27 protein-coding genes and 1 pseudogene are annotated in these 20,415 nt (G+C 63.3%); 18 read left to right on the forward strand and 10 right to left on the reverse strand.

Annotation, left to right across the window (positions count from 1 at the left end; all coding sequences use genetic code 11):
* The first annotated feature begins 62 nt into the window (after positions 1-62).
* The 10 genes from KXR83_RS04900 (at position 63) to KXR83_RS04945 (ending at position 6,249) form a co-directional block, all read left to right on the forward strand.
* Entirely contained in the window at positions 63-269 is a 207-nt protein-coding gene (locus KXR83_RS04900; RefSeq protein WP_437423831.1) for a helix-turn-helix domain-containing protein, read from the forward strand.
* Positions 266-568: a hypothetical protein gene (locus tag KXR83_RS04905; protein ID WP_437423832.1), complete on the forward strand. Its 303-nt coding sequence runs from the start codon at positions 266-268 to the stop codon at positions 566-568. Before KXR83_RS04900 ends, KXR83_RS04905 begins: the two co-directional genes overlap by 4 nt.
* Before the next feature lie 72 nt (positions 569-640).
* On the forward strand, positions 641-1,117 hold the full coding sequence (locus KXR83_RS04910) for a hypothetical protein (RefSeq protein ID WP_437423833.1): 477 nt from the start codon (positions 641-643) through the stop codon (positions 1,115-1,117).
* A complete protein-coding gene (locus KXR83_RS04915; protein ID WP_437423834.1) occupies positions 1,114-1,980 on the forward strand; it encodes a tyrosine-type recombinase/integrase in 867 nt (288 codons plus the stop codon). Before KXR83_RS04910 ends, KXR83_RS04915 begins: the two co-directional genes overlap by 4 nt.
* A 1,220-nt stretch (positions 1,981-3,200) precedes the next feature.
* Positions 3,201-3,503 (forward strand): hypothetical protein, encoded by a 303-nt coding sequence (locus KXR83_RS04920; RefSeq protein ID WP_437423835.1) that lies wholly within the window; start codon positions 3,201-3,203, stop codon positions 3,501-3,503.
* Between the two features lie 52 nt (positions 3,504-3,555).
* The gene (locus tag KXR83_RS04925; protein ID WP_437423836.1) at positions 3,556-3,891 is read left to right on the forward strand and encodes a helix-turn-helix domain-containing protein; all 336 of its coding nucleotides are present in this window, start codon (positions 3,556-3,558) and stop codon (positions 3,889-3,891) included.
* A 21-nt stretch (positions 3,892-3,912) separates the two neighbouring features.
* The gene (locus tag KXR83_RS04930; protein WP_437423837.1) at positions 3,913-4,461 is read left to right on the forward strand and encodes a hypothetical protein; all 549 of its coding nucleotides are present in this window, start codon (positions 3,913-3,915) and stop codon (positions 4,459-4,461) included.
* A gap of 6 nt (positions 4,462-4,467) precedes the next feature.
* Positions 4,468-4,851 (forward strand): capsid cement protein, encoded by a 384-nt coding sequence (locus tag KXR83_RS04935; RefSeq protein ID WP_437423838.1) that lies wholly within the window; start codon positions 4,468-4,470, stop codon positions 4,849-4,851.
* 13 nt (positions 4,852-4,864) lie between these two features.
* On the forward strand, positions 4,865-5,743 hold the full coding sequence (locus KXR83_RS04940; protein ID WP_437423839.1) for a major capsid protein: 879 nt from the start codon (positions 4,865-4,867) through the stop codon (positions 5,741-5,743).
* A gap of 23 nt (positions 5,744-5,766) precedes the next feature.
* The gene (locus KXR83_RS04945) at positions 5,767-6,249 is read left to right on the forward strand and encodes a phage protease (RefSeq protein ID WP_437423840.1); all 483 of its coding nucleotides are present in this window, start codon (positions 5,767-5,769) and stop codon (positions 6,247-6,249) included.
* 357 nt (positions 6,250-6,606) lie between these two features.
* Here the strand turns inward: KXR83_RS04945 and KXR83_RS04950 are convergent, their stop codons facing one another.
* The 6 genes from KXR83_RS04950 to KXR83_RS04975 form a co-directional block, all read right to left on the reverse strand.
* Complete coding sequence (locus KXR83_RS04950; protein WP_437423841.1) at positions 6,607-7,389, reverse strand: hypothetical protein; 783 nt, start codon at positions 7,387-7,389, stop codon at positions 6,607-6,609.
* 3 nt (positions 7,390-7,392) lie between these two features.
* On the reverse strand, positions 7,393-7,665 hold the full coding sequence (locus KXR83_RS04955; RefSeq protein ID WP_437423842.1) for a hypothetical protein: 273 nt from the start codon (positions 7,663-7,665) through the stop codon (positions 7,393-7,395).
* A 289-nt stretch (positions 7,666-7,954) separates the two neighbouring features.
* Complete coding sequence (locus KXR83_RS04960) at positions 7,955-8,962, reverse strand: glycine betaine ABC transporter substrate-binding protein (protein ID WP_437423843.1); 1,008 nt, start codon at positions 8,960-8,962, stop codon at positions 7,955-7,957.
* Complete coding sequence (locus KXR83_RS04965; RefSeq protein WP_437423844.1) at positions 8,959-9,729, reverse strand: ABC transporter permease; 771 nt, start codon at positions 9,727-9,729, stop codon at positions 8,959-8,961. Before KXR83_RS04965 ends, KXR83_RS04960 begins: the two co-directional genes overlap by 4 nt.
* On the reverse strand, positions 9,726-10,928 hold the full coding sequence (locus tag KXR83_RS04970; RefSeq protein ID WP_437424447.1) for an ABC transporter ATP-binding protein: 1,203 nt from the start codon (positions 10,926-10,928) through the stop codon (positions 9,726-9,728). Before KXR83_RS04970 ends, KXR83_RS04965 begins: the two co-directional genes overlap by 4 nt.
* Before the next feature lie 47 nt (positions 10,929-10,975).
* Positions 10,976-11,623, reverse strand: coding sequence for an ABC transporter permease (locus KXR83_RS04975; protein WP_023962993.1), 648 nt, complete (start codon positions 11,621-11,623; stop codon positions 10,976-10,978).
* Positions 11,624-11,961: 338 nt separating this feature from the next.
* Between KXR83_RS04975 and KXR83_RS04980 the strand changes: the two genes are divergently transcribed.
* From KXR83_RS04980 to KXR83_RS04990, 3 genes are all read left to right on the forward strand, one after another.
* Positions 11,962-12,441: a carboxymuconolactone decarboxylase family protein gene (locus KXR83_RS04980; protein ID WP_437423845.1), complete on the forward strand. Its 480-nt coding sequence runs from the start codon at positions 11,962-11,964 to the stop codon at positions 12,439-12,441.
* 76 nt (positions 12,442-12,517) lie between these two features.
* Complete coding sequence (locus KXR83_RS04985) at positions 12,518-12,721, forward strand: DUF3072 domain-containing protein (RefSeq protein WP_030170844.1); 204 nt, start codon at positions 12,518-12,520, stop codon at positions 12,719-12,721.
* Positions 12,722-12,877: 156 nt separating this feature from the next.
* Entirely contained in the window at positions 12,878-13,081 is a 204-nt protein-coding gene (locus KXR83_RS04990) for a cold-shock protein (RefSeq protein WP_020108824.1), read from the forward strand.
* 162 nt (positions 13,082-13,243) lie between these two features.
* Here KXR83_RS04990 and KXR83_RS04995 read toward each other — a convergent pair whose 3' ends face one another.
* Positions 13,244-13,447: a DUF2945 domain-containing protein gene (locus KXR83_RS04995; protein ID WP_437423846.1), complete on the reverse strand. Its 204-nt coding sequence runs from the start codon at positions 13,445-13,447 to the stop codon at positions 13,244-13,246.
* A 53-nt stretch (positions 13,448-13,500) separates the two neighbouring features.
* The gene (locus KXR83_RS05000; RefSeq protein WP_437423847.1) at positions 13,501-15,183 is read right to left on the reverse strand and encodes a DUF7800 domain-containing protein; all 1,683 of its coding nucleotides are present in this window, start codon (positions 15,181-15,183) and stop codon (positions 13,501-13,503) included.
* 131 nt (positions 15,184-15,314) lie between these two features.
* On the opposite strand from KXR83_RS05000, the gene KXR83_RS05005 reads away from it, so the two are divergent.
* From KXR83_RS05005 to KXR83_RS05025, 5 genes are all read left to right on the forward strand, one after another.
* A complete protein-coding gene (locus tag KXR83_RS05005; RefSeq protein ID WP_437423848.1) occupies positions 15,315-15,833 on the forward strand; it encodes a mycothiol transferase in 519 nt (172 codons plus the stop codon).
* Positions 15,834-15,878: 45 nt separating this feature from the next.
* Positions 15,879-16,355, forward strand: coding sequence for a MarR family winged helix-turn-helix transcriptional regulator (locus KXR83_RS05010; RefSeq protein ID WP_062800674.1), 477 nt, complete (start codon positions 15,879-15,881; stop codon positions 16,353-16,355).
* On the forward strand, positions 16,355-16,777 hold the full coding sequence (locus KXR83_RS05015; RefSeq protein WP_437423849.1) for an organic hydroperoxide resistance protein: 423 nt from the start codon (positions 16,355-16,357) through the stop codon (positions 16,775-16,777). Before KXR83_RS05010 ends, KXR83_RS05015 begins: the two co-directional genes overlap by 1 nt.
* Before the next feature lie 127 nt (positions 16,778-16,904).
* Positions 16,905-17,213 (forward strand): hypothetical protein, encoded by a 309-nt coding sequence (locus KXR83_RS05020; RefSeq protein WP_437423850.1) that lies wholly within the window; start codon positions 16,905-16,907, stop codon positions 17,211-17,213.
* Entirely contained in the window at positions 17,210-18,619 is a 1,410-nt protein-coding gene (locus KXR83_RS05025) for a carotenoid oxygenase family protein (protein WP_437423851.1), read from the forward strand. Before KXR83_RS05020 ends, KXR83_RS05025 begins: the two co-directional genes overlap by 4 nt.
* A gap of 19 nt (positions 18,620-18,638) precedes the next feature.
* Here KXR83_RS05025 and KXR83_RS05030 read toward each other — a convergent pair whose 3' ends face one another.
* Complete coding sequence (locus tag KXR83_RS05030; RefSeq protein ID WP_437423852.1) at positions 18,639-19,256, reverse strand: SIMPL domain-containing protein; 618 nt, start codon at positions 19,254-19,256, stop codon at positions 18,639-18,641.
* Between the two features lie 342 nt (positions 19,257-19,598).
* Positions 19,599-20,351, reverse strand: a pseudogene (locus KXR83_RS05035) (TetR family transcriptional regulator); the annotation flags it as partial.
* Positions 20,352-20,415: the final 64 nt, after the last annotated feature.

The following is a 20,415-nucleotide window of genomic DNA, read 5'->3' on the forward strand; positions in this document are numbered from 1 at the left end:
TGTCCATCACAACGCAGCAACTTCTGCTTCGTTTCAGAGCACGTGAAAGGACGGATGGCCACATGCCCACCGCTAAGCCCCCGGAGGCCCCTCGCCTGCATCGCATCGAGGCCGCAGCCGAACGACTCGGAATCAAACGAAGCCTGCTCTACGAACTGATGAAATCCGGCGACCTGCGATCGGTGAAGGTCGGCGGTCGGCGGCTGGTGCCCGAGTCCGCAATCGTGGAGTTCATCGAGCGCGTCGAGCGTGAAAGCGCGCCGGCGTGAGCAACACTGCCCCAGAGCTGTACGGGCCGGATGCTGTGACTGCTGAGCAGGTGGAGAACGCCAGGACTGCGTTCGTCTCTGCCGAGGGGCAGTTCGTGAACAGGGCCTCCGCGTTCTGTCGTCGGCACAACGCCGCCCACACGACTGGCGGCGCTCTTCAGGAAATGTTATTCGCGGAGGCGGCGCGGTTGTCGGCGTGGAACCGCTACTCGGAGCTGATGGAGGCTCGGCAGGAGCAGCAGCGAACCGCCGCCAAGCGCGCCGCGGAACTCAGAGCGCAGCGCTGGGCGCAGAAATGAGAGTGCCCTTACCCGGGTCGGCATCCCAGGTAAGGGCTTTGTCCCACTAAATCCGACGAGGAGAAGAAGAACATGACCGAGAATACTGGATGGCGAGCGTTTATACCGGCGCTGAGCCCGCGTGATGTGCGAATTCTGGACGACTGCGAGCGCTTCGGCTCGACCCCCAACGAGCTGGTCGCCATGGCCCAGAACGCCGCCCTGGAGCATCGTTTCCAGACAGACTGTGATCGCCTCTACGCCGACACCGCCACGCCCGTGGAGGCTGTCGCGCACAGCGAGTGGTGGCCGCCGGGTGAAGGCCATGAAATGACCTACCGATACGTCACGCTGACATCGGCGGCCCCTATCCAACCGCTGACTATCAACGTCGTCGCCGAGGTCGAGGTTCTTGGCGCAATGACCGCGCCGCGAATCGAGCTGACTGTAGCCGAAGTGTCGACGGGTTTATCCCCGGCCACCGCAACGGCTCAATTGACAGCGCAGACAGCGCGACTCACCGCAGCGCACTTGAACGCAGTCGCCGACCAGATCGAGGGGGCGGCATGAGATACGAGATCCGCCGGCAGATCCGCGCGAACACTCCCCTCGAACAGTTCGAGCTAGACATGATTTCCCGGGGGCTGTCGAACCGCACCGTGCGCGATCGGGTGGCGACCGTGCAACGGTGCGCCAACGACCGCCCGCCTGAACTCCTCGACCAGATTACCGTCGCCCGGTTTCTATCGAACAAGGACTGGAGCCAGTCCACCCGCTGTACGCACTGGTCTGAGCTGCACGCATTCTTCACGTTCCTTGTCTTGCAGGGCATTCGGGACGACAACCCGATGACTCCCCGGCCGCGTCAGCCTCACCGCCAGGCGCGCCCGGTCGCCCCCGAGCATCTGTCGACGCTTCTCGGTATACGGATGACGCAGAAGACGCGGTTGAAGATCCTGCTTGCGGCGTTCGCGGGTCTCCGGGTGCATGAGATCGCCAAGGTCAAAGGTGAGGACGTTGACCGCGTCACCCAGACGTTGACGGTCAAAGGTAAAGGCGGACATACGTACACGGTGCCGCTGCACCCGGTGATCATGGAGGCCTCCAAGCACTACCCCGATCGCGGGTACTGGTTCCCACGCTGCACCCGGGGCATCGGCATCGACAAGTCTCGACCGATGGGCGGCAAGGCAGTGTCGGACGTAATCGGTCGGACGATGCGCCGCGCCGGCATTCCCGGCACGCCCCACGGCTTGCGGCACTTTTTCGCCACCGAACTGGTCAAGGCCGACGTCGATCTCCGGACGGTTCAAGAGTTGCTCCGGCACAGTTCGTTGCAGACCACCCAGATCTACGTGGCCGTCCCCGATCAACGCCGCCGAGCAGCTGTCGGACGCCTCGAACTACCGACGATGTTGGCCGCAGCGCAATGACTCTCATCCTCGCGCTGCTACGCCTGATCGCTGTTCTGCGTGTCCGTGTCGAGACGATGATGTTCAGCTCGCGCACAGACGTCTCCGCGCCACCGAGAGCGCTCAGAACAACTAGGACCCGTCTTCCCATTCGGGGGGCGCGGGCCCCGCCTGTGCCCACGCGGTTCGCCCGACCAACGCAGTGTGGCCAGTCGCTGGCCGGGTCTCGGTAGGCGCGCACGCTGGGCCGTCCAATCTGGGTAGCTCCCAGGCTGGGAAGAGCTCGCCGTGTCCTAACGGAGGCCGACTGGACCGCCAAGCCACACTCACCCGAAGAACTGTACGAACCCCGTGCGATACGTCGCTGGATCGGGATTCGGAGTTGCAGATGTCACGTCGCTGGGTCCACCGGATAGCTCCGCTTTGGCAAGCCCGCCGGCCATTTGCACCACGAACCAACCTGCGTCCGCCGATCGCTCAGATAACTGAACACCTGTGATCGAGTGGCCCACGGTGGTCGCCGCGCTGCCCTGGACGATCTGGGGGCGTCGCAGGGCCGGCCCATCTACGGATGGAGGCCCGCCGCCACCACGTACCGACGACCAGAGCACACGGTCGACCACCGTTGGACCACATCGAGAGCACAGGCAGACCACGCCGATACCGGCGGCTGGACCACATCAGGTACCAGCCTGGTTTTGGTGTCCCGGGCGGACGCGCGCCAGGTCAGGGTTAGGGATAGGGCTATGGGTAGGGGTCTGGGGAAGGGTCTGCCGTTCGCAAGCTCGCCCCCCTCCGCAGGCCATCGATGCAAGCCGGGTGGTCACACCCCGCAGTCCCCGGACCAGACTTCCCACCGCGCTATGCCCAGTATGAAAACTGTTGGTAGACAACGGATACGACGCCACCCCCAGAATTATCAAGGGGGTGGGGGTGTCCTGACTGCCTCGGTAGTCAGGAATTTTTTTTCGGCCAGAACCGATTTTTGAAGGGTAAAACGCCATGAAATCGTGCTTGAAATCCACTATTAGCCACGCCAGACATCCGAAAGTAGACACCAGTGATAGCGCCAGAGATGTTGACGTACAACGTAATTCGATTGATCCGGATCATCCACGGCCGATAGATAACGGGCGTGCGACCCAGAGGCCACAAGGGTGCCTGACATTCGTTGTAGAAAGTCCACCGTGGATGTCACCCTTTTCAAAGGCCGTGCGAATCATCTTGAACGGTGCCGTGCGATGACCGCCCCTATGCCGGCCAGCGACGACGTTCCAGGCGCGGCCGAGGCGGCTCGGGCGATACGCACGCGACTGAACGCTGCCCGGCTGATCATCTTCCGACTCACTGGGGACGGTGAGGGCGCGGAGTTTGCGTTCGCCGACGCTTTCGCCGATCACCCCCACGCCACAGCGAGTGCCCTCATTATTCCGTGCATGCACTTGCTCGAGACCTACCTTGACGACGCCCAACGTGAGGAGCTGGTCGAACGGCTCCAGGACGAGGTTCTGTCCCTGGCCCTATCGCTGAGCGATGTCAATTAGTCGGCTCGACGGGGTATACCTGACCCCTGACGATGCGCGCTTGGTGGCGGATATGCTCGACTTGTTCTGCCAGTATTTGCGCAAGAGCGGCGGTGAACCATCCTCTCGGATGGACTCAATCAGCCGCCGACTGATGAAAACTGTTGTTGACGACAGCAATTCGGCCGACGACACCAGCGATAGCGCCAGAAATTCGGGAATTCGCTTGGTTTCCAAGGACAATGAAGTCTATGCAGTTATGTCGGCCGACGAAGCAGGTCGAGTCCTGGGTATCACCGCAAACGGTGCCCGCGACCTCGCCCGCCGCGGCAAGCTCCCAGCGCGCAACACCGGCCGCCGCTGGTTCTTCGACGCCCACGCCGTCATTGCCCGCTCGGAAGGTCGGTAGCCTGCCGATACGGGGCCATCGGTGAACGCGACGCGGACGGTCCGCGATGTCGAGCTGATCAAAGTCGGTCACTGGGATGTTTCCACCGGCCCGTGGTCGCCGGGGCCGGCCGATCTGAAATCCGCAGTCGCCGCCCACGCCGCCGGGGTGTTGCGCAAGCCGGTGATCAAGCTCGGTCACGTCGATGATCGGTTCGACGGCGAGCCGGCCTTCGGCTACGTCGACAACCTGCGCGTCACCGACAACGGCAATACCCTCATCGGTGACCTGATTGGCTTGCCCGCGTGGCTGGCTGACGCGCTGCCACTGAACTACCCCGACCGCTCGGTAGAAGCTCTCCAGGACGTACGGGCCGCGGACGGCACCACCTGGCCCCTCGTACTGACCGGCTGCGCGCTTCTTGGCGCGACAGCACCGGGTATCGACTCTCTGGCCTCGCTCCAGGGCCTCATCGCCGCCCGCAAGGTCACCCTCCCGGCGCTGCGCACCCAGCCCGCCACGTCCACACCCGACCATCACCTACTCACCATCGCGGCGGCCCGCCGTCGCCGCACCCACCGAAAGGGATAACCGCTCATGTCCACCTCAATCCCCAACATCAGCGTGTACGCGCCCGGTGCAGACATCACCGCACGAGCCACTGCGCCGGTCACCGCCCGCACCTTCGTTGCCATTTCGGCCGACCGTGGACCGTCAGGAAACATCTCGGTCGGACCGGCGCCCGCCGGAGCTCGCGCGGCCGGCGTGGCCAAGGACGACGCCGCCACCGGCCAGCTCGTCGGCCTCGCGCGCGGCAACTCCCGCGTGGTCCGGGTGATCGCGGACGGAGCGATCGCTTTCGGCGCCGACGTCGAGGTCGGCACCGCCGGCAAGGCCAAGACAAAGGCCTCCGGCATTGCGGTCGGATATGCCATCAGCAGCGCCGTATCGGGCGCACCCGCCGAAATCAGCTTGTACTGAGAGGAATTGAACCATGCCTAACGCGCTCATCCCCGAACTCAATGGCCGCAGACTCACCGTTGACATCGCACTCAAGCGGCCCACAATCATCCGCGACCAGATTGCCAAGCTTGCCGACGAACAGATTCTGTTGCCCAAGTTCTTCGGCAACCTCGGCGCACCGGTCATCGGCGGCGGCATGCTCTACTCGGTCGTCAAAGCATCCGACTTCTTCACGACCGATGTCGAGCAGCGATCGCCTGGCGGTGAGTACCGGGTAGTCGAAGGTGTCGACCCCGAGCCAAAGCTCGCCCTTGTCGAAGACTGGGGCGGCAAGTTCCAGGTCACCGACGAGCAAAAGACCCGCAACGACATCTCGTATATTGATCAGCAGACCACCCAACTGTCGAACACGATCGCCCGCCGCCTCGACGTCGCTGCCATGTCCGCCGTGGCACTAGCGATCGCGGGCGAAAATCAGGTCCCCGGCCACAGTTGGTCCGATCTGGTGTTTGTTGGCCCCGAGGTAGATCTCACGCCTAGCCACGAACGGCCCACCGCCGACCTGTCGGCGGCGCAACTCGCGGCCGACCTCCAGGAGCTTGGAGTCAAACATGACCTGCTCGTGGTGCACCCCGAGCAAGCCCATGCACTGCGCACCGCCTATGACGACAACTTGGAAGCCATGCTCAAATCGGCTGGCCTGGCGATGTTTTCCAACCCCCGGGTCACAGCAGGCACCGCGTGGGCCGTCGAAGGTGGCCGGGTCGGCACAGTCGGATTCGAGACGCCCTTGACCGTCGATGTCTGGGACGACCGCTCCACCCGATCCACCTGGGTCCAGGCCTACGCAGTGCCCGCTCTCGCAGTGGACCGCCCATACGCCGCCAAACGAATCACCGGCCTCGCCTAACCACGAAAGAAGCGGAGTATCTAATGGCTACGATCACCTTTGACGAGGAACAGACCGCCAAGCTCTTCGAGCTGCTTGGTCTCCCACCCGAGACCGACCCGACCGATACGAAGGCCATCCTCGCCGTACTCGAAGATCTCGCCAAACAGGCCGGAGACGGTACTAAGCCGTCCGAGATCGCCGCCGCCGCAAAGCGAATCGGCCTGGGCACCATCGATGCCGACACATTGGAGAACCTACACCGAGAGGCGACAGAAGGCCGGCAACTCAAAGCCGCCGAAGCCCGCCGAAAAGTCGAAGCCTCAGTCTCCGACGCGATTGGCAAGGGCAAGATCACCCCGGCCCGCCGTAAGCACTGGGTCACGCTCATCTCAGCGGACCCCGGCATGGCCGAAGTACTCGCCAGCGTCCCCGACGAAACCGCAGTACCTATCAGCGAAATCGGTCACGCCGCCGCAGCCGAAAACGGCGGCGGCAGCGACGACACGCCACCGTGGTTTCGCTGACCCACACATCTTCGGCGTCAAGCTCACCTCGTGCGATCTTGAGACAACAGGACGCACCGAGGATGTATGGATCACGTGAATAAGGGAACAGCACTCCCGCACGCGCACAGGCTGATCCAGCGTCGAAGCACCTCGAAAAGGAAAGTAGGAACCACAGACCTCGGCGTCAATCTCACCCCCAACGTGGGGAATGCATGGCTCGCGAGGGAGTCACCCGGTTTGATCTCCGAACCTCCTTCCTCCCCAAGACCGGCCAGCGCCGAACCCAGAAAAGAACGCGCGTGCTCGCCCCGAGCGGTCCCGATCCCAGCCGCCCCGAGGCCAGCACGCGCGTTCTTGCGTGGCGCTACGCGTCAATCATTCGACCGGAGGGGTGTTAGACCGATCCGCAAACAGCCTCAACACGTCCTGGAGCAGATGGAGCGCCTGCAACGCCGGATAGAGGACGGTTGTGAGACTGCTCGTCAACCGCAGGTGTTGGACCTGGGGGTCTTCTGTTTCGAACTGCTCGCGCGACGAAGCGCCGAGGTAGGCCCACGGGCGTCCATGGGCGAAGCCAGAACAGAGCTGCCACGGAAACAACACTCGGACCGAAGAATGCGCCTCCGCGTATTTCACTGCCGTTGTACTTGTATAGCCGTCCCGAATAGATTTCCGAGAAATGCCGTGCGCATCCGAGATGCGGTAGAGCTTGGCGTATTTCGCCTTAAGCGTCGAGTTTTGATCGACGTCGGGCAGGAGGTCGACTGCCGAGTGCATGTCGTTGAAGTTCTTCGCTTGCCAGCGAAGACCGTGAGCGATCCGATCATCCTGGGCATCTGGGTGCAACATCCAGAAGGCAGCTGAGAAGGTCTCTAACGCGCCGCGTGAGAGCGAAAACGGCGCAGCAACGTGCAGTACGTGGCTGTCCATCACCAACCGTTTGACGGAGTGGAGGTGGTCGACGCCAGCGGTCATGCACAGCCGCACCGAGTGGGAGAGCTGATACGGGTTGGTCAACGCATCATCGGCCGCCAGGGATGAACCGGCAGCAACTCTGAAGTCATCCCGATCCCCAATGCGTTCGGCCATGCGGTCGATCAACGGCGAAATCTCGTGCCACTTGGCCGCGACCTGGTCGTCGGTGACTTCGCCCTGCACGTCCTAGGCTCCGAATGTCAGATCGGTATTCTCGACCTGGTCGACGGAGTCGCTCAGGTGGATGGCCTGGTCGTGCCCGACTTTGACCCACTGCCCTCCGTGCAGCTCGCCGAAGTCCACAAAGATGTTGTGATCCAACGCCGGCGAATCGTCCGGGAGTAATCGCGTCCAATCGTGATGGATCTTGACAATCCGCCCTGTAATGGCGAAGTCCGGCCCTGTCAGTTTGACGAACCGACCGAGATCACTGCCGTCCAGGCCGCTACCCGATTTCATCGGAACCATCGTGTGTCCCCCTTTGCGTAGATCGCGGACCAATACGGACCGCCAGGGACACTATAGGGCGGGCCTGCGACATCAACGCCTTTGATTCGCGCCATACAAACGAGCACTCGGTGTCACGAGAGTGTCACAACTAGGGACGGATGGGGGCGGACGCCGTAGGACCGAGAAACACGTTTGCGCAGTTCGGGGCATATCGTATGGATAGCTAAGGACCGCCCGGGACGGCCTCTAGCCGACTTAAAATCCGTCAAGTGTCGGTTCGAATCCGACTGGGGGCACCCTATTCCTTGGTGATGAACCCCATGGACACCATCCAGTCGCGTGCCACGATGCTCGGATCCCGGCCATCGACGTCGACCTGCTTGTTAAGATCGGTGATCACCTCGTTGGTGAGCGCCGCGGTGACCGGAGCAGTGACCGGTGCGATCTCGGGATGCTCCTCGAAGAAGCTCTCCTTCATCGTCACCGACGGGTTGTAGTGCGGGAAGAACTGCTTGTCGTCGGTGAGAACAACCAGGCCCAAACCGGCGATACGACCGTCCGTGGTGAACACCTCACCGAACTTGCACTGGCTGCCCGTCGACGTCGCCTGGTAGATGATGCCCACCTGCAGAATAGGCGTCTGAGCCTGAGCCGGGTCGAAGCCGTAGGCGGCGGCCATACCGGGGAAGCCGTCCTGACGGGCGCGGAACTCGGTGTCAACGCACGTCGCCGCGGCCGCCGGATCGCGTTTGACCAGTTCGGCGTAGTCGGACAGCGTCGTCACGCCGGTCTCGTCGATTACCTTCTTGCTGGCGGCCAGCGCATAGGTGTCGTCCATCGGTCCGGGTTCGAGCCAGATCATGTCGTTGGCCGCGAGGTCCTCGTCCCGAACGGCCTCGAACTGCTCACGCGTATCGGCGATCGGCTTCTCGTGCCCGAGATAGTTGATCCATGCGTTGCCCGTGAACTCGTACGCCACATCCACCTGACCCGCCAGCTGCGCGTCGCGTGTGCTGCGTGATCCGACGATGCCGGTCATGTCCCGCACGTCGGCGCCCGCTGCCACGAGGGTGAACTCGAGGATGTATCCCAGGATGACCTGCTCGGTGTACTCCTTCGAGCCCACGGTGATCTTGACGCCCTTGAGCCCCTCGTTCTCCGTGATCGACCCCGGGCCCACCTTCAGCGGGACCGCGCCACCCGACGACAGGCCACAGGCCCCCAGGACCACTGCGCACACGAGCGCAAAGATGATCGACGGAAAGACGCGGCGAAATCCACGCGCCGAGCGAGGCGTTGTGGTCATCCGCGCACCCCTTTCGGTCCGAGGTAGTGCTCGGCCAAGGCGCCGAGCCAGTCGACGAGGAGTGCCAGACAGACCGCGAGGACACTGCCGAGGATCAGGGTGACGTTGTCGCGGAGTTTGTATCCGGTGTCGATCAGCACCCCGAGCCCACCGGCATTGACCAGGAAACAGAGTGTCGCGGTTCCGACGGCCAGCACCAGTGACGTCCGCAGGCCGGCGAGGATGTACGGCACCGCCAGCGGCAGTTCCACCCGGAAGAGGATCGACGACGGGGACATGCCCTGCCCCTGACCCGCGTCGATGAGCGACTTGTTCACCTGGTCGATGCCGAGGATCGTGCTGCTGAACACCGGGAGCAACGAGTACACCGCGATCGGCAGTACCCCGATCCAGAAGCCGGTCTCCCCTGTCCACAGGAAGAGCAGCACGAGCAGACCGACTGCCGGAGCCGCCTGCCCGATGTTCGCCACACCGATGAACGGCGGACGAAGCAGTCGCGCGCGCCCGCGGGTCACCAAGATCCCCAGCGGAACTCCCACCAGCACCACGATGAGTGTCACGGTGATGGTGATCAGCAGGTGCTGCCACACCAGTGTCGCCACGTTGCCGGCGCTGATGTTCACCTTCTGCGTGGCCGTCAGGTCGCGGCTGAACGCCCAGAAGATGACGGCGGCTGCGACGATGACCACAAGGATGGGTTGGATGATCAGGCGGAGCTTGTCCGCCACGCTGATGGAGGGCGCCGGCGCCTCGACGGCAGTGGTCATCGCGCAGCGTCCGACGAGCCCGCGACGCCTGGGGCGTTCGAATCGGTGTGCGCGCCATCGGCCGGCGCCTTGCGGAGATTGGTGATGGTCGTGATGAGCGTTTCGAGGGTCACCACCCCCTGGTACCGATTGCCTGCTCCGGTGACCACCGCCGAGGCGTGATCCTCGGCGAGCATCGCCTCGAGTGCGTCCTGCAAGGTGGCCTGGACGCTGATCCACTCGTTGAGTGGTTCGGCGAACTCTTCGACGGTGCGGGCCTGCTGGAGACGGTTCTGCCGCACCCAGCTCACCGGCCGCTCGCGGTTGTCGAGGATGACCGCCCAATCATGTTCACTCGCTGCGAGTTCGGATCGCAGCGTGTCGACGGCTTCCCCGACGTGCGCGGTGGGCCGGGTCTCGAGGTCGATGTCCTTGACCCGGACAAGGCCCAGCTGCCGCAGCGAAGCCCCGGTTCCCACAAATCCGGCCACCGTGTCGTCGGCGGGATTGGCCAAGATCGCCTGCGGGGTGTCGTACTGCAAGATCTTCGACTGCTGACCGAGCACCGCGATGCGGTCGCCCAGTTTGACCGCCTCGCTGAAGTCGTGGGTCACGAAGACGATCGTCTTACCCAATTCGCTTTGCAGGCGCAGCAGTTCGTCCTGCAGCGAACTGCGCGTGATCGGGTCCACGGCGCCGAAGGGCTCGTCCATGAGGAGGACGGGCGGGTCTGCCGCGAGCGCACGGGCAACGCCGACCCGCTGCTGCTGGCCGCCCGACAACTGCCGCGGATACCGGCTCGCGTACTGGGCCGGATCGAGGCCGACCAGGTCGAGCAACTCGTCGACGCGGTCGGCGATGCGCTTCTTGTCCCACTTGAGCAGTCCTGGAACGAGCCCGATGTTCTGCCGGATCGTCATGTGTGGGAAGAGGCCGGCCTGCTGGATCGAGTAGCCGATCGAACGTCGCAACTCGGTGGGTTTGATCGACAACGCATCCTTGTCGCCGATCGTGATCTTCCCGGACGTGGGCTCACTGAGCCGGTTGATCATCCGCATCGTGGTGGTCTTGCCACACCCCGACGGGCCCACGAACACCACGACGTCGCCGGCCGGGATGTGCAGCGACACATCGTCCACCGCAGGTGTTTTGGACCCCGGGTAGGTCTTGGAGACATGGTCGAGCGTGATCTGCACGCCGGTCGGGTTCTCGGTACGCAGGGCCTTGGAAGCCGTGGCGGACTGTGGTGCGGCCGCTGGATGTTCTGTCACCGGATGCCTTTCGACGTTGTGAGTCGTCCGAGAAGTACGTAGAGAGCGTCGAGAACGAGCGCGAGAATGACGATCAGCAAGGTGCCGCTCAGCGCCATCGGAACCGCGGTCGGGCTACCGACGCGGGCGAGGCCTGCGAATATCAGGTTCCCCAGCCCCGGTCCCTTCACATACGCCGCGATCGCCAGGACACCCATCGCCATCTGCGTGCTCAGCCGCATGCCTGCGAGGATCGCCGGCCAGACCAGCGGGAGTTCAACCCGTACGAGGGTGATCAGCCGGCCCATTCCGATGCCCCGCGCCGCATCGATGAGCGCAGGCTCGATGTTGTTCATGCCGACGATGGTGTTGCGGATGATCGGCAGCAGCGAATACAGCACCAGCGCGGTGATACTCGGGATGACACCCAGCCCGACCAGCGGGATGAGCAGGCCCAACAACGCGAACGAGGGCACGGTCAACACGGCGCTGGAGATGGATGTCGCGAGGTTGGATGCGATGTCGTTGCGGTAGGTGAGCAAACCGATCACCACTCCGATGACCGTCGCGATGACAACGCTCTGCATGACCGCACTGACGTGTTGATACGAGTCGAAGACCAACTGCGATTGGTGCGACGTGATGTAGTCCCACAACGCGTCCAAGCGATGCCCCGCTTCCTCAGTCGTTCGGCCAACAGGCGACATCGCCGGCGTCTCGGCGTGGAGCCGCCGCGACGTGTTCGCCATTATGTTGTCCGACCACGACCGCGCCAAACATCGCTTCTCGGAAAAAGGGCTCACGGCCTCCCTTGCCGCTGCGGCAAACCTGCACGTGGCGGCCACACGGTGCTGCTGAGCAAGCCTTCAAATCACGATGAGTGAAACTTCTTCAGCGCACCAGCTGCGTCGATCGGGCCGAAAACTGAAACGTGTTCCTTAGTCTGGACTGCGGACGACGCGGTAGCTGCCGGGTCGACACGACCCGCAAGGACGGCGCCGTCATGATCATCGACGTTCCCGAGGACAAGGACCCGATCACCTACGTATGGGGTGAGATGGTGCCCGGCATCGGAGTTGCCGCGTCCACCTTTGCGATGAAGGTGTATTCCGACAGCACCCTGGGACTCCGCGAGTTCGAAGCCGCCCGACTGCGCATTGCGCAGATCAACGGATGTGTGTTCTGCCAGGACTGGCGCACCGAACGGGACGGAACGAAGGTAGAGGACGAGTTCGACCAGGCGGTCACGGCGTGGCGCACCACCGACGCGTTCGACAGCCGTACGCGGCTGGCCGCGGAGTATGCCGAGCGATACGCCCTCGACCACCACGGACTCGACGACGAGTTCTGGCAGAGGATGACGGCCGCCTACAGCCAGGCCGAGATAGTCGAACTGAGCATGTGCCTCGGCTCATGGCTCGCCTTCGGCCGCCTCAACCGCGTACTTGGCATCGACACGGTGTGCGTGTTGCCGAACCACTGATCGACCAACTGCAATAGACCGCGCCGATCTCGAATTTCGGTGGCCCGATCCGCGGTCGGCAGGTACCGTCGAACACATGAGCGAATCAAACATCCAGCAGAACCCCGAAAAGGACCCCTCCGACTGGGTCACCGGCGATGAGCCGGCCACCGGACCGCAACAGAGCTACCTCGAAACCTTGGCGCAGGAAGCCGGCGAAGAGGTCCCGGACGACCTCAACAAGGCCCAGGCCTCGGAGATGATCGACAAGCTGCAGAGCGAGACCGGTCGCGGCCAATAGCCACGACGACCGCGTTGATCAGCCCCGCGCAGTGGCCGAGCGACGACGCGCAAACATTTTTCGCCCCTGCGCTATCGCTTTCGCCCAATCCGTGCAACACTATGTGCAGGGGCGTGTTCATGCGTTCTGCAGGAAAAAAGAGAGAAGTACTTTAATATGGCACAGGGAACTGTGAAATGGTTCAACGGCGAAAAAGGCTTCGGCTTCATCGCCCCCGACGGCGGTTCGGATGACGTCTTCGTTCATTACTCTGAGATCCAGGGCGGCGGCTTCCGCACCCTCGAAGAGAATCAGCGAGTCGAGTTCGAGATCGGCCAGGGCGCTAAAGGCCCGCAGGCCACCGGAGTAACCGCGATCTGAGATCGCCAGACTTCCAAAGAGTGGGTGACCAGCGAGAAATCGCCGGTCACCCACTTTTTTGTCTTCACTGCCGCCGAGCTCAGCCGAGCAGACCTCTCCGGCAAGGCGTTTCGCCGTCGGCACTCCCTCACGGATGTTTGACCGCAAGCGAATGCGGGTATGTCATTTCTTCTTCAATGACGATTCTTTGTGCGCGGCCTTCGAGCCGCTCTTTGAGGACTCGACTATCCAATAGGGTTCGTCATCACTTGCATTGAATTTCTGACCTGAAAAAGTAAAAGGCTTTGTTCTTTTCTCGACGGCTTTCCCTTCTGTCTCGCCCTGCGGGGTATTCCATGACACTGAGTCGTTCTTACTGATGCTCATGTATCCGAGGGTAGCGATGCGCGGCCGGACGACAACGCCGTCCGGCCAACCGATCAGGTCGTGAGCTGCATCTGGTGGGTCTGCACCAGCTTCTGAGACCCTCCCGGGCCGGTCTGCGCGTGGTCGACCCGCACAGATGCGGAGTCACCCTCGAGCCGCAGCGACATCACGCCGTTGTCGAACCAGGGACCCGCCTCGGCCTGCCAGGTGATCGGATGGTCCTCCAGCCCGGCCCGGTGGGCCAGGAATCGCAGGAACCGGACCATCGGCTTCCGGATCGCGAGACGGTTCACCACACGAATGGGCAGGTCAAGAGGGTTTCGGAACGGCGACATGGTCAGTTGGTAGAGCACCGTCGAGTCAGTCGAGGTGCGGGTGAGCTCGGCCTCGGCGACATAGGAACAGTGCACATCGCCGGACAACCACAACGCACTGGCGGGCGGATTAGGACGATCGACGATTTCCTCGACCAGCCCGACCATGTCTTCGAACGACTTGCCGAAGGCGGCCCAGTGCTCGAGGTCCAGAGCGAGCCGCAGCTTCTCCCCCACCTTGCCCCAGCGTTTACCCCACGCGCCCTGCGCGACGGCTTCATTCCACTGCTCGAGGTGATGGAGCGCAGGCAACATCAGGTAGGGCAGTGACGTCCCGAAGACGATGTGGCGCGCATCGGTCCCAAGGGCCTGCTCGCGCAACCACTTCCACTCGGCCTCATCGAGCATCGCACGCCGTTCGGGCGTCAGGTCACGTGAGCAGCGCGAATCGATCATGATGATCCGGGTGTTCCCGAGGTCGCGGACATAACTCCAACGCGCCGATGTCGGCTCGCTGTCGGCGCGGAGCGAGAAGTCGGACAGCAGCTTCTCACGTTCCTCGGCCGTGGCCGCCCCGCGCACGGCCAGGTAGAGCTCGTCGTTCTGCAGCTCGTCCGGCGAGAGATTGCCGAGGTGCTGGTAGATCCAGTAGGACGAGAATGCCCCGACCACCCGGCGGTGCCACCATGGCTTCTGCTCGATGTCTTTTCGCCAATCGAGCGACGAGTTCCAGTCGTCGCGCAGATCGTGATCGTCGAGGATCATGCAGCTCGGGATGGTGGCCATCAACCCGGTGACCTGCTCGGCGCCCCACGACTCCCGATACAGCCAGGTGTACTCCTCGAAGTCGCAGATCTCTTCGAGCACTTCCTCGCCCAGTTCCGGATCCTTCTGGGTCTCGCGACGTTCGCGCAGTCGCTCCTTGATCTCGGGAGACGGATCGTCGGCATACACCTGATCCCCGAGAAGCAGGAGCAACTGCGGCCACTGCTCGGCGTCTTGATCTTTCACCCGTGCGGCCAGACCGGCGAGCCCGTCGGCCCCGATCGCCTTGAGCCGGTCCTCGTCGTATGTATCGCCGCGCCGGCACGAGCCGAACGCAACCGTGAGGGCGTCGTCCTCGGCCGCGGTCCGCAATGTACCGCCGGCGGCCACCGTGGGAGAGGCCTCCACCACCGGATCCGCCGACGATCGCAACGTCACCGAATAGTCGACAACAGTGCCGGAGGGCAGATCGACCAACTGCACGATGGCGAAGTGGTGCTCATGCACGGACCACGTGTTCTCGGCACCGCTCTGGCCGGTCGAGGTCCGCACCTCCACGGTGCATTCGCGATCGGTCTCCACCCAGATGGTGGCCCGCGTGTTGTCCACGTAGCGAAGGATGGGTCCGAGGACGAGGGTCGGTATTTCATTGCTCACACTCACACGGTTCCATCGTTTGGTCCGATGTGCACCATTTCTGAGGTCACGCCCTCACGCCGGCGCCCATGAAGACGGTTTCGCGGGGTAATTGTGGAGTGCGCCCATCAGAACTTGACGGAAGGAACACCGTGAACGAATCTGCACTCCTGACCGACGCGTTCGACCGGATCGAGGAAATTGTCCACGAGACACTCCAGGACCTGCCGGAGTCAGCCCTCACTTATCGACCCGATCCCGAGGCGAACACGATCGCCTGGTTGATCTGGCATCTCACCCGCGTGCAGGACGACCACGTCGCAGAGGTTGCCGGGACCGAACAGGTGTGGACCAGCGGCGGGTGGGAGGCGCGGTTTGCGCTGCCTTTCGACACCGGAGCCATCGGTTACGGGCAGACATCAGACGAGGTCGGGCAGGTCGTCGCGAGCGCGCACGACCTTCTCGGATATCACGATGCAGTGCATGCGAGCACGCTGTCGTACCTGCAGACCATCGGCTCCGACGATCTCGACCAGATCGTGGACGATCGCTGGGATCCGCCGGTCACGCTCGCGGTCCGTCTCATCAGCGTCATCTCAGATGACCTGCAGCACGGCGGGCAGGCCGCGTACATCGCCGGACTGTTCGACCGGGCTTCGACCACTTCCTGAAGCTGTTTGGTTGTGCACAACTGAATTGTGGCCTACCATTTCGGCATGTCCGCACTTCGACTTGATCAGCAACTCTGCTTCGCGCTGTATTCGGCGTCGCGGGCAACAACGGCCGCCTACCGGCCGATTCTCGACGAACTCGGTCTGACCTATCCCCAATACCTGGTTCTCCTGGTTCTGTGGGAGGACGAACCCATCACGGTCCGACGGCTCGGTGAACGGCTCCAGCTGGATTCGGGAACCCTGTCCCCGTTGCTCAAACGCCTCGAATCCGCCGGCCTCCTGGTGCGTCAACGGACACCCGCCGATGAGCGATCGGTCGAGATCACGTTGACCGACAAGGGCCGCGACCTCGAACGCCGCGCAGAGTGCATACCTGAAAATCTCTTCGCGGCAACCGATCTGACAGAGCTCGAACTGACGAACTTGCGTGACGCGGCTCAGTTGCTGACCGCCGCGTTACGACAGGCCGGCGCCGCTCAAGCCGGCGATGAGAAGAACCGACAACGAAAGGCATTGTGATGAAAGCTCTTTACACCGCGGAGGCACTCGCCACCGGAGAAGGTCGCGACGGCCGCGCACGCACCTCGGACGGCAAAGTAGACCTCGAACTCTCGATCCCCAAGGAAATGGGCGGCAACGGCGTCGGCACCAACCCCGAGCAGCTCTTCGCAGCCGGATACGCCGCATGCTTCCACTCCGCCCTGCGGCTGGTGGCCGGCCAGGAGAAGGCGGATGTGTCCGACTCGGCCGTGGGCGCGCGGGTATCCATCGGTAGCCTCGACAACGGCGGCTTCGGGCTCGCGGTCGAACTAGAGGTGACCCTGCCGAACGTCGACCACGACACCGCACAGAAACTGACCGAGAAGGCTCACGAAGTGTGCCCCTACTCCAACGCCACCCGCGGAAACATCGACGTGAACCTGGTTGTCACCGACGACTGAAGTGCGTCCGATGCCTGATCGATAGCCCCCGAACGGCCGTGTCCGCGTATTACAATTCACGCGGCGCGGTCGTCGTGGTTTCTGGCACATCCGTCCTGCGCCCCAACGGGCTGCAGGAAGGCGACCGATGATCGAAATTCGTGGCTTGTCCAACGAGACAGTGGTACTCGATGGTGAATGGTTCGAGAAACTTCGTGGGGGCACATCCAAGACGCGGCTCCCGGCGGCGTCGTTCGTCTCCGCCGACGTGAAAGAAATCGATCGGCGCAAGAAGCTCTTCGGCGGCGATCGAGAACAGCTCATCCAGGTCACGTTGACCTTCGACCGCCCGCCCTTTGTCGGCTTGATGACATCGGCGACAAATCGCGAGAAGGTCGACGCACTACTCGCCGGTCTCGCCGCCGCCCGTGACAGCACCCAGCGGCCGATGCAATGACCTCGCCCCACGTTCCCCGGCCCGCAGTGGTCGACATGGCGAACCATCCTTACCTGTCGGGAGTGTTTGCCCCGCAACGCAAAGAAGTCGACGTCACCGGTCTCGCCATCACCGGTGAGCTCCCCGCGGACCTGGTCGGGAGCTATCTCCGCAACGGACCCAACCCCCGCTTCGATCCGATCGGGAGTTACAGCTACCCGCTCGACGGCGACGCGATGGTCCATCAGGTCGACTTCGACGGCACCACAGCGGGATACCGGAACCGCTTCGTCCGAACCCCGGCGGTGATCGCCGAGGAGAAGGCCGGCCGCGCCCTCTGGTCTGGACTTTTCGACCCCTATTCCCCCACCGCCGACGACCTCGGTCCGGGCGTGGCGAACACAGGGCGCGATCTCCCCGACATCAATGTCGTCAAACACGGGGGTCGGTTGCTGGCCATGGCCGAGACCGCTCCGCCGTATGCACTTGATCCTGCCGATCTCAGCACGATCGGACGCGAGACATGCGATGGCGCAATGCTTGTCGGGAGCACGGCGCATCCGAAGATCGATCCGACCAACGGCGAGATGGTCCTCTTCAACTATGCGTTCGAGGCCCCCTACCTCACCTGGTCGGTGGTGTCCGCAGACGGCACATGCACCCGTCCGCCCACAGCCATCGACGGCCTGAACGCACCGATGATGATCCACGACATGGCGCTGACCGAGAAGTACGCCGTCATCTTCGTCTGTCCGCTGAAGTTCGACATCTTCGGGGCATTCGCCACCGGAGGGTCGCCGCTGGAATGGCAGCCCGAACTCGGCACCCGGATAGCGCTTGTCCCTCGAGACGGTTCGGCGGTGAGATGGATCGACACAGAGGCTTTCTGGGTGTGGCACTTCGCGAACGCCTACGACACCCCCACCGGAGAGGTGGTCATCGACTACGTCTGGTGGAATCAACCGGAAGCCCTTGGCATCACGGACGATCCGTCCGTCGGCAACATCACGCGCACGGTCCTCGATCCGGCGAAGGGGCGGTGCACACACACCATCTTGAGCGACTCCGATGTCGAGTTCCCCAGGGTCGACGACCGCTTGTTAACCCGGCCACACGGCGCCATCGCCACCGCCGGACAGCTGCCGGGTGCGGCCGACGGCATCAACACCGTGTTCTTCGACAACCTGACGTCGGGTGGTCAGACGTTCTGGGACTCCGGATCGGTCAGCGTCGGTGAACCGATCTTCATGTCCGGCGACAGCAACAACTACTGGGGGACCATCGGCACCGACATCACAACGATGAACTCTGCCTTCTACATCTTCCCCGAAGACAGTCCGGAGACCGGCCCGCTCTGCACCATCGACCTCCCCATCCGCGTGCCCGCCGGCCTGCACGGATGCTGGGTTCCGGGCTCGCCCAGATAGGGCATCGCAGGGGTACCGGCTATCTCAGCTGCCACTTCACCGTGACGGTGAAGCTGACCGTCTGCTGACCGGGCTCCAGCGGCACTGCAGCGTCGACCATCGCCGACCGCATCTGATCAGACGCCGAAACCTCTTGGCCACTTGTGGTTTCGTCGATGGTCAACACCTTGCCCAGCTCGTCTCCGGACAGGCCGGAGTACTGCTGAGCACGTTCGCGCGCGTCGTTAAACGCCTGCTCTCTCGCGTTGGTCACGAGCTCTGAGTCGTCGTCGATCACAAACGAGACGTTACTGATCCTGGTGGCATTGCCCCCGGCATTGACCGCTGCCGTCAGCACATCGGAAGCTTTTGCCAGATCATGGATCTCGACGCGAAGTGAGTTGGTGGCCCGGTAGCCCGTGATGACACTCGAGCCCCCTGGAGAGGGCGTCGAGTAGTCCGGGGTGAGGGTGACCTGCTGGGTCTGCACGTCCTCCCGCGGTACACCGGCGTTGACCACCGCGTCGGTCAGTGCCTGAATGCTCGCGTTCGCCGCGTTGATGGCACCGGACACGTCGTCGCCCGTCGCCTCCACCCCGAGATCGGCACGCAGGGTGTCCGGAGCGCCCTTCACCTCGCCGTTGCCGACAACCGTCACCGACCTCTGGTTTCCGGGATCGGATGGCTCGTCGCTGCCACACCCCACAGCGACCGCGAGCACCAGAGCCGAGCTGGTCAGTGCACAGGCGACTCGCGCTATTGGACGGCCTAATCGCATACGCCGGCGGGAAGTTGGTCGAGACGAGTGGACAGCCATGCGCTGACAGTATCGAGGATCGCCGTGGATGAAGCGGAACGAACAAAAGGTGAGCCGATCGACCTACCCGCTCCGCTCGGCCTCCGTCTCCGCCAACGGTCCAGTTCCGCTCCGATCCGTGTCCGCCAACGGCCCAGCATCGCCGAGCTCCGCCAACGGTCGACCTCCGCTCCGAACCGTCTCCGCGGGCCGCCAACTCCCCATCCCCAAGAAGATCATCACGATCTGCTTCTCGGTCCGCTCGATGAGATCGGCCTCTTCTTGGGTGTTGCGGCGATCGAGTTCGACGAGTTCGGCAACCGCGTGCAGCATCACCGTCACGATCAGGTCGCCGGCGAGCTCGAGATCGTCGGCGGGCCACTCGGACAACTCCGGGATGCGCGAGAGATCGATGGCCAGCTCGCGCGAGAACAACTTGAGCTCGGTGTCGATGGCGCGGCGGACCTCACTGATACCGCCGTATTGTTCGCGGACCAGGAACCGGAACTGTGCTTCGTTGGCGTGCGCCTGCCGGACCAGCACCGCCAACGACTCCTTTGCCGTCGGTACCGCTGCTCGCGCTGCGAGATCCCGGCGTCCTTCACGCAACATTCTGCGCAAGGTCCGCATCGCGTCTTCGACTAGCGTGACACCGACTTCTTCCATCGACGCGAAGTGGCGATAAAAGGCAGTCGGGACGATGCCCGCACGTTTGGTGACCTCACGCAGGCTGATCGAGGAGAAGCTGCGTTCTCCCACCAACTCCAGGGTCTGATCAAGCAACGCCTGTCGAGTGCGGCTCTTTTGTTCGGCACGCGTCCGCGTCGCGTCGGCAATTCGTTCGGTGGAGGCCGAGTCACGACGTGCAGCACTTCGGCTACTCGAACTGTGGTGTTTCGAACTCCGCGACACGCAGGTCAGTGTACGTCCGTGCACCGGCCGATTCGGGTACCGCATCCGGCCCGCGCTGCGAAACACCTGCAGAAGGTGATGGCGGTTACACCGAGAACCCTTGACTTCG

This window comes from Williamsia muralis (genome assembly GCF_051487485.1).
Classification (GTDB): Bacteria; Actinomycetota; Actinomycetes; order Mycobacteriales; family Mycobacteriaceae; genus Williamsia; species Williamsia muralis_B.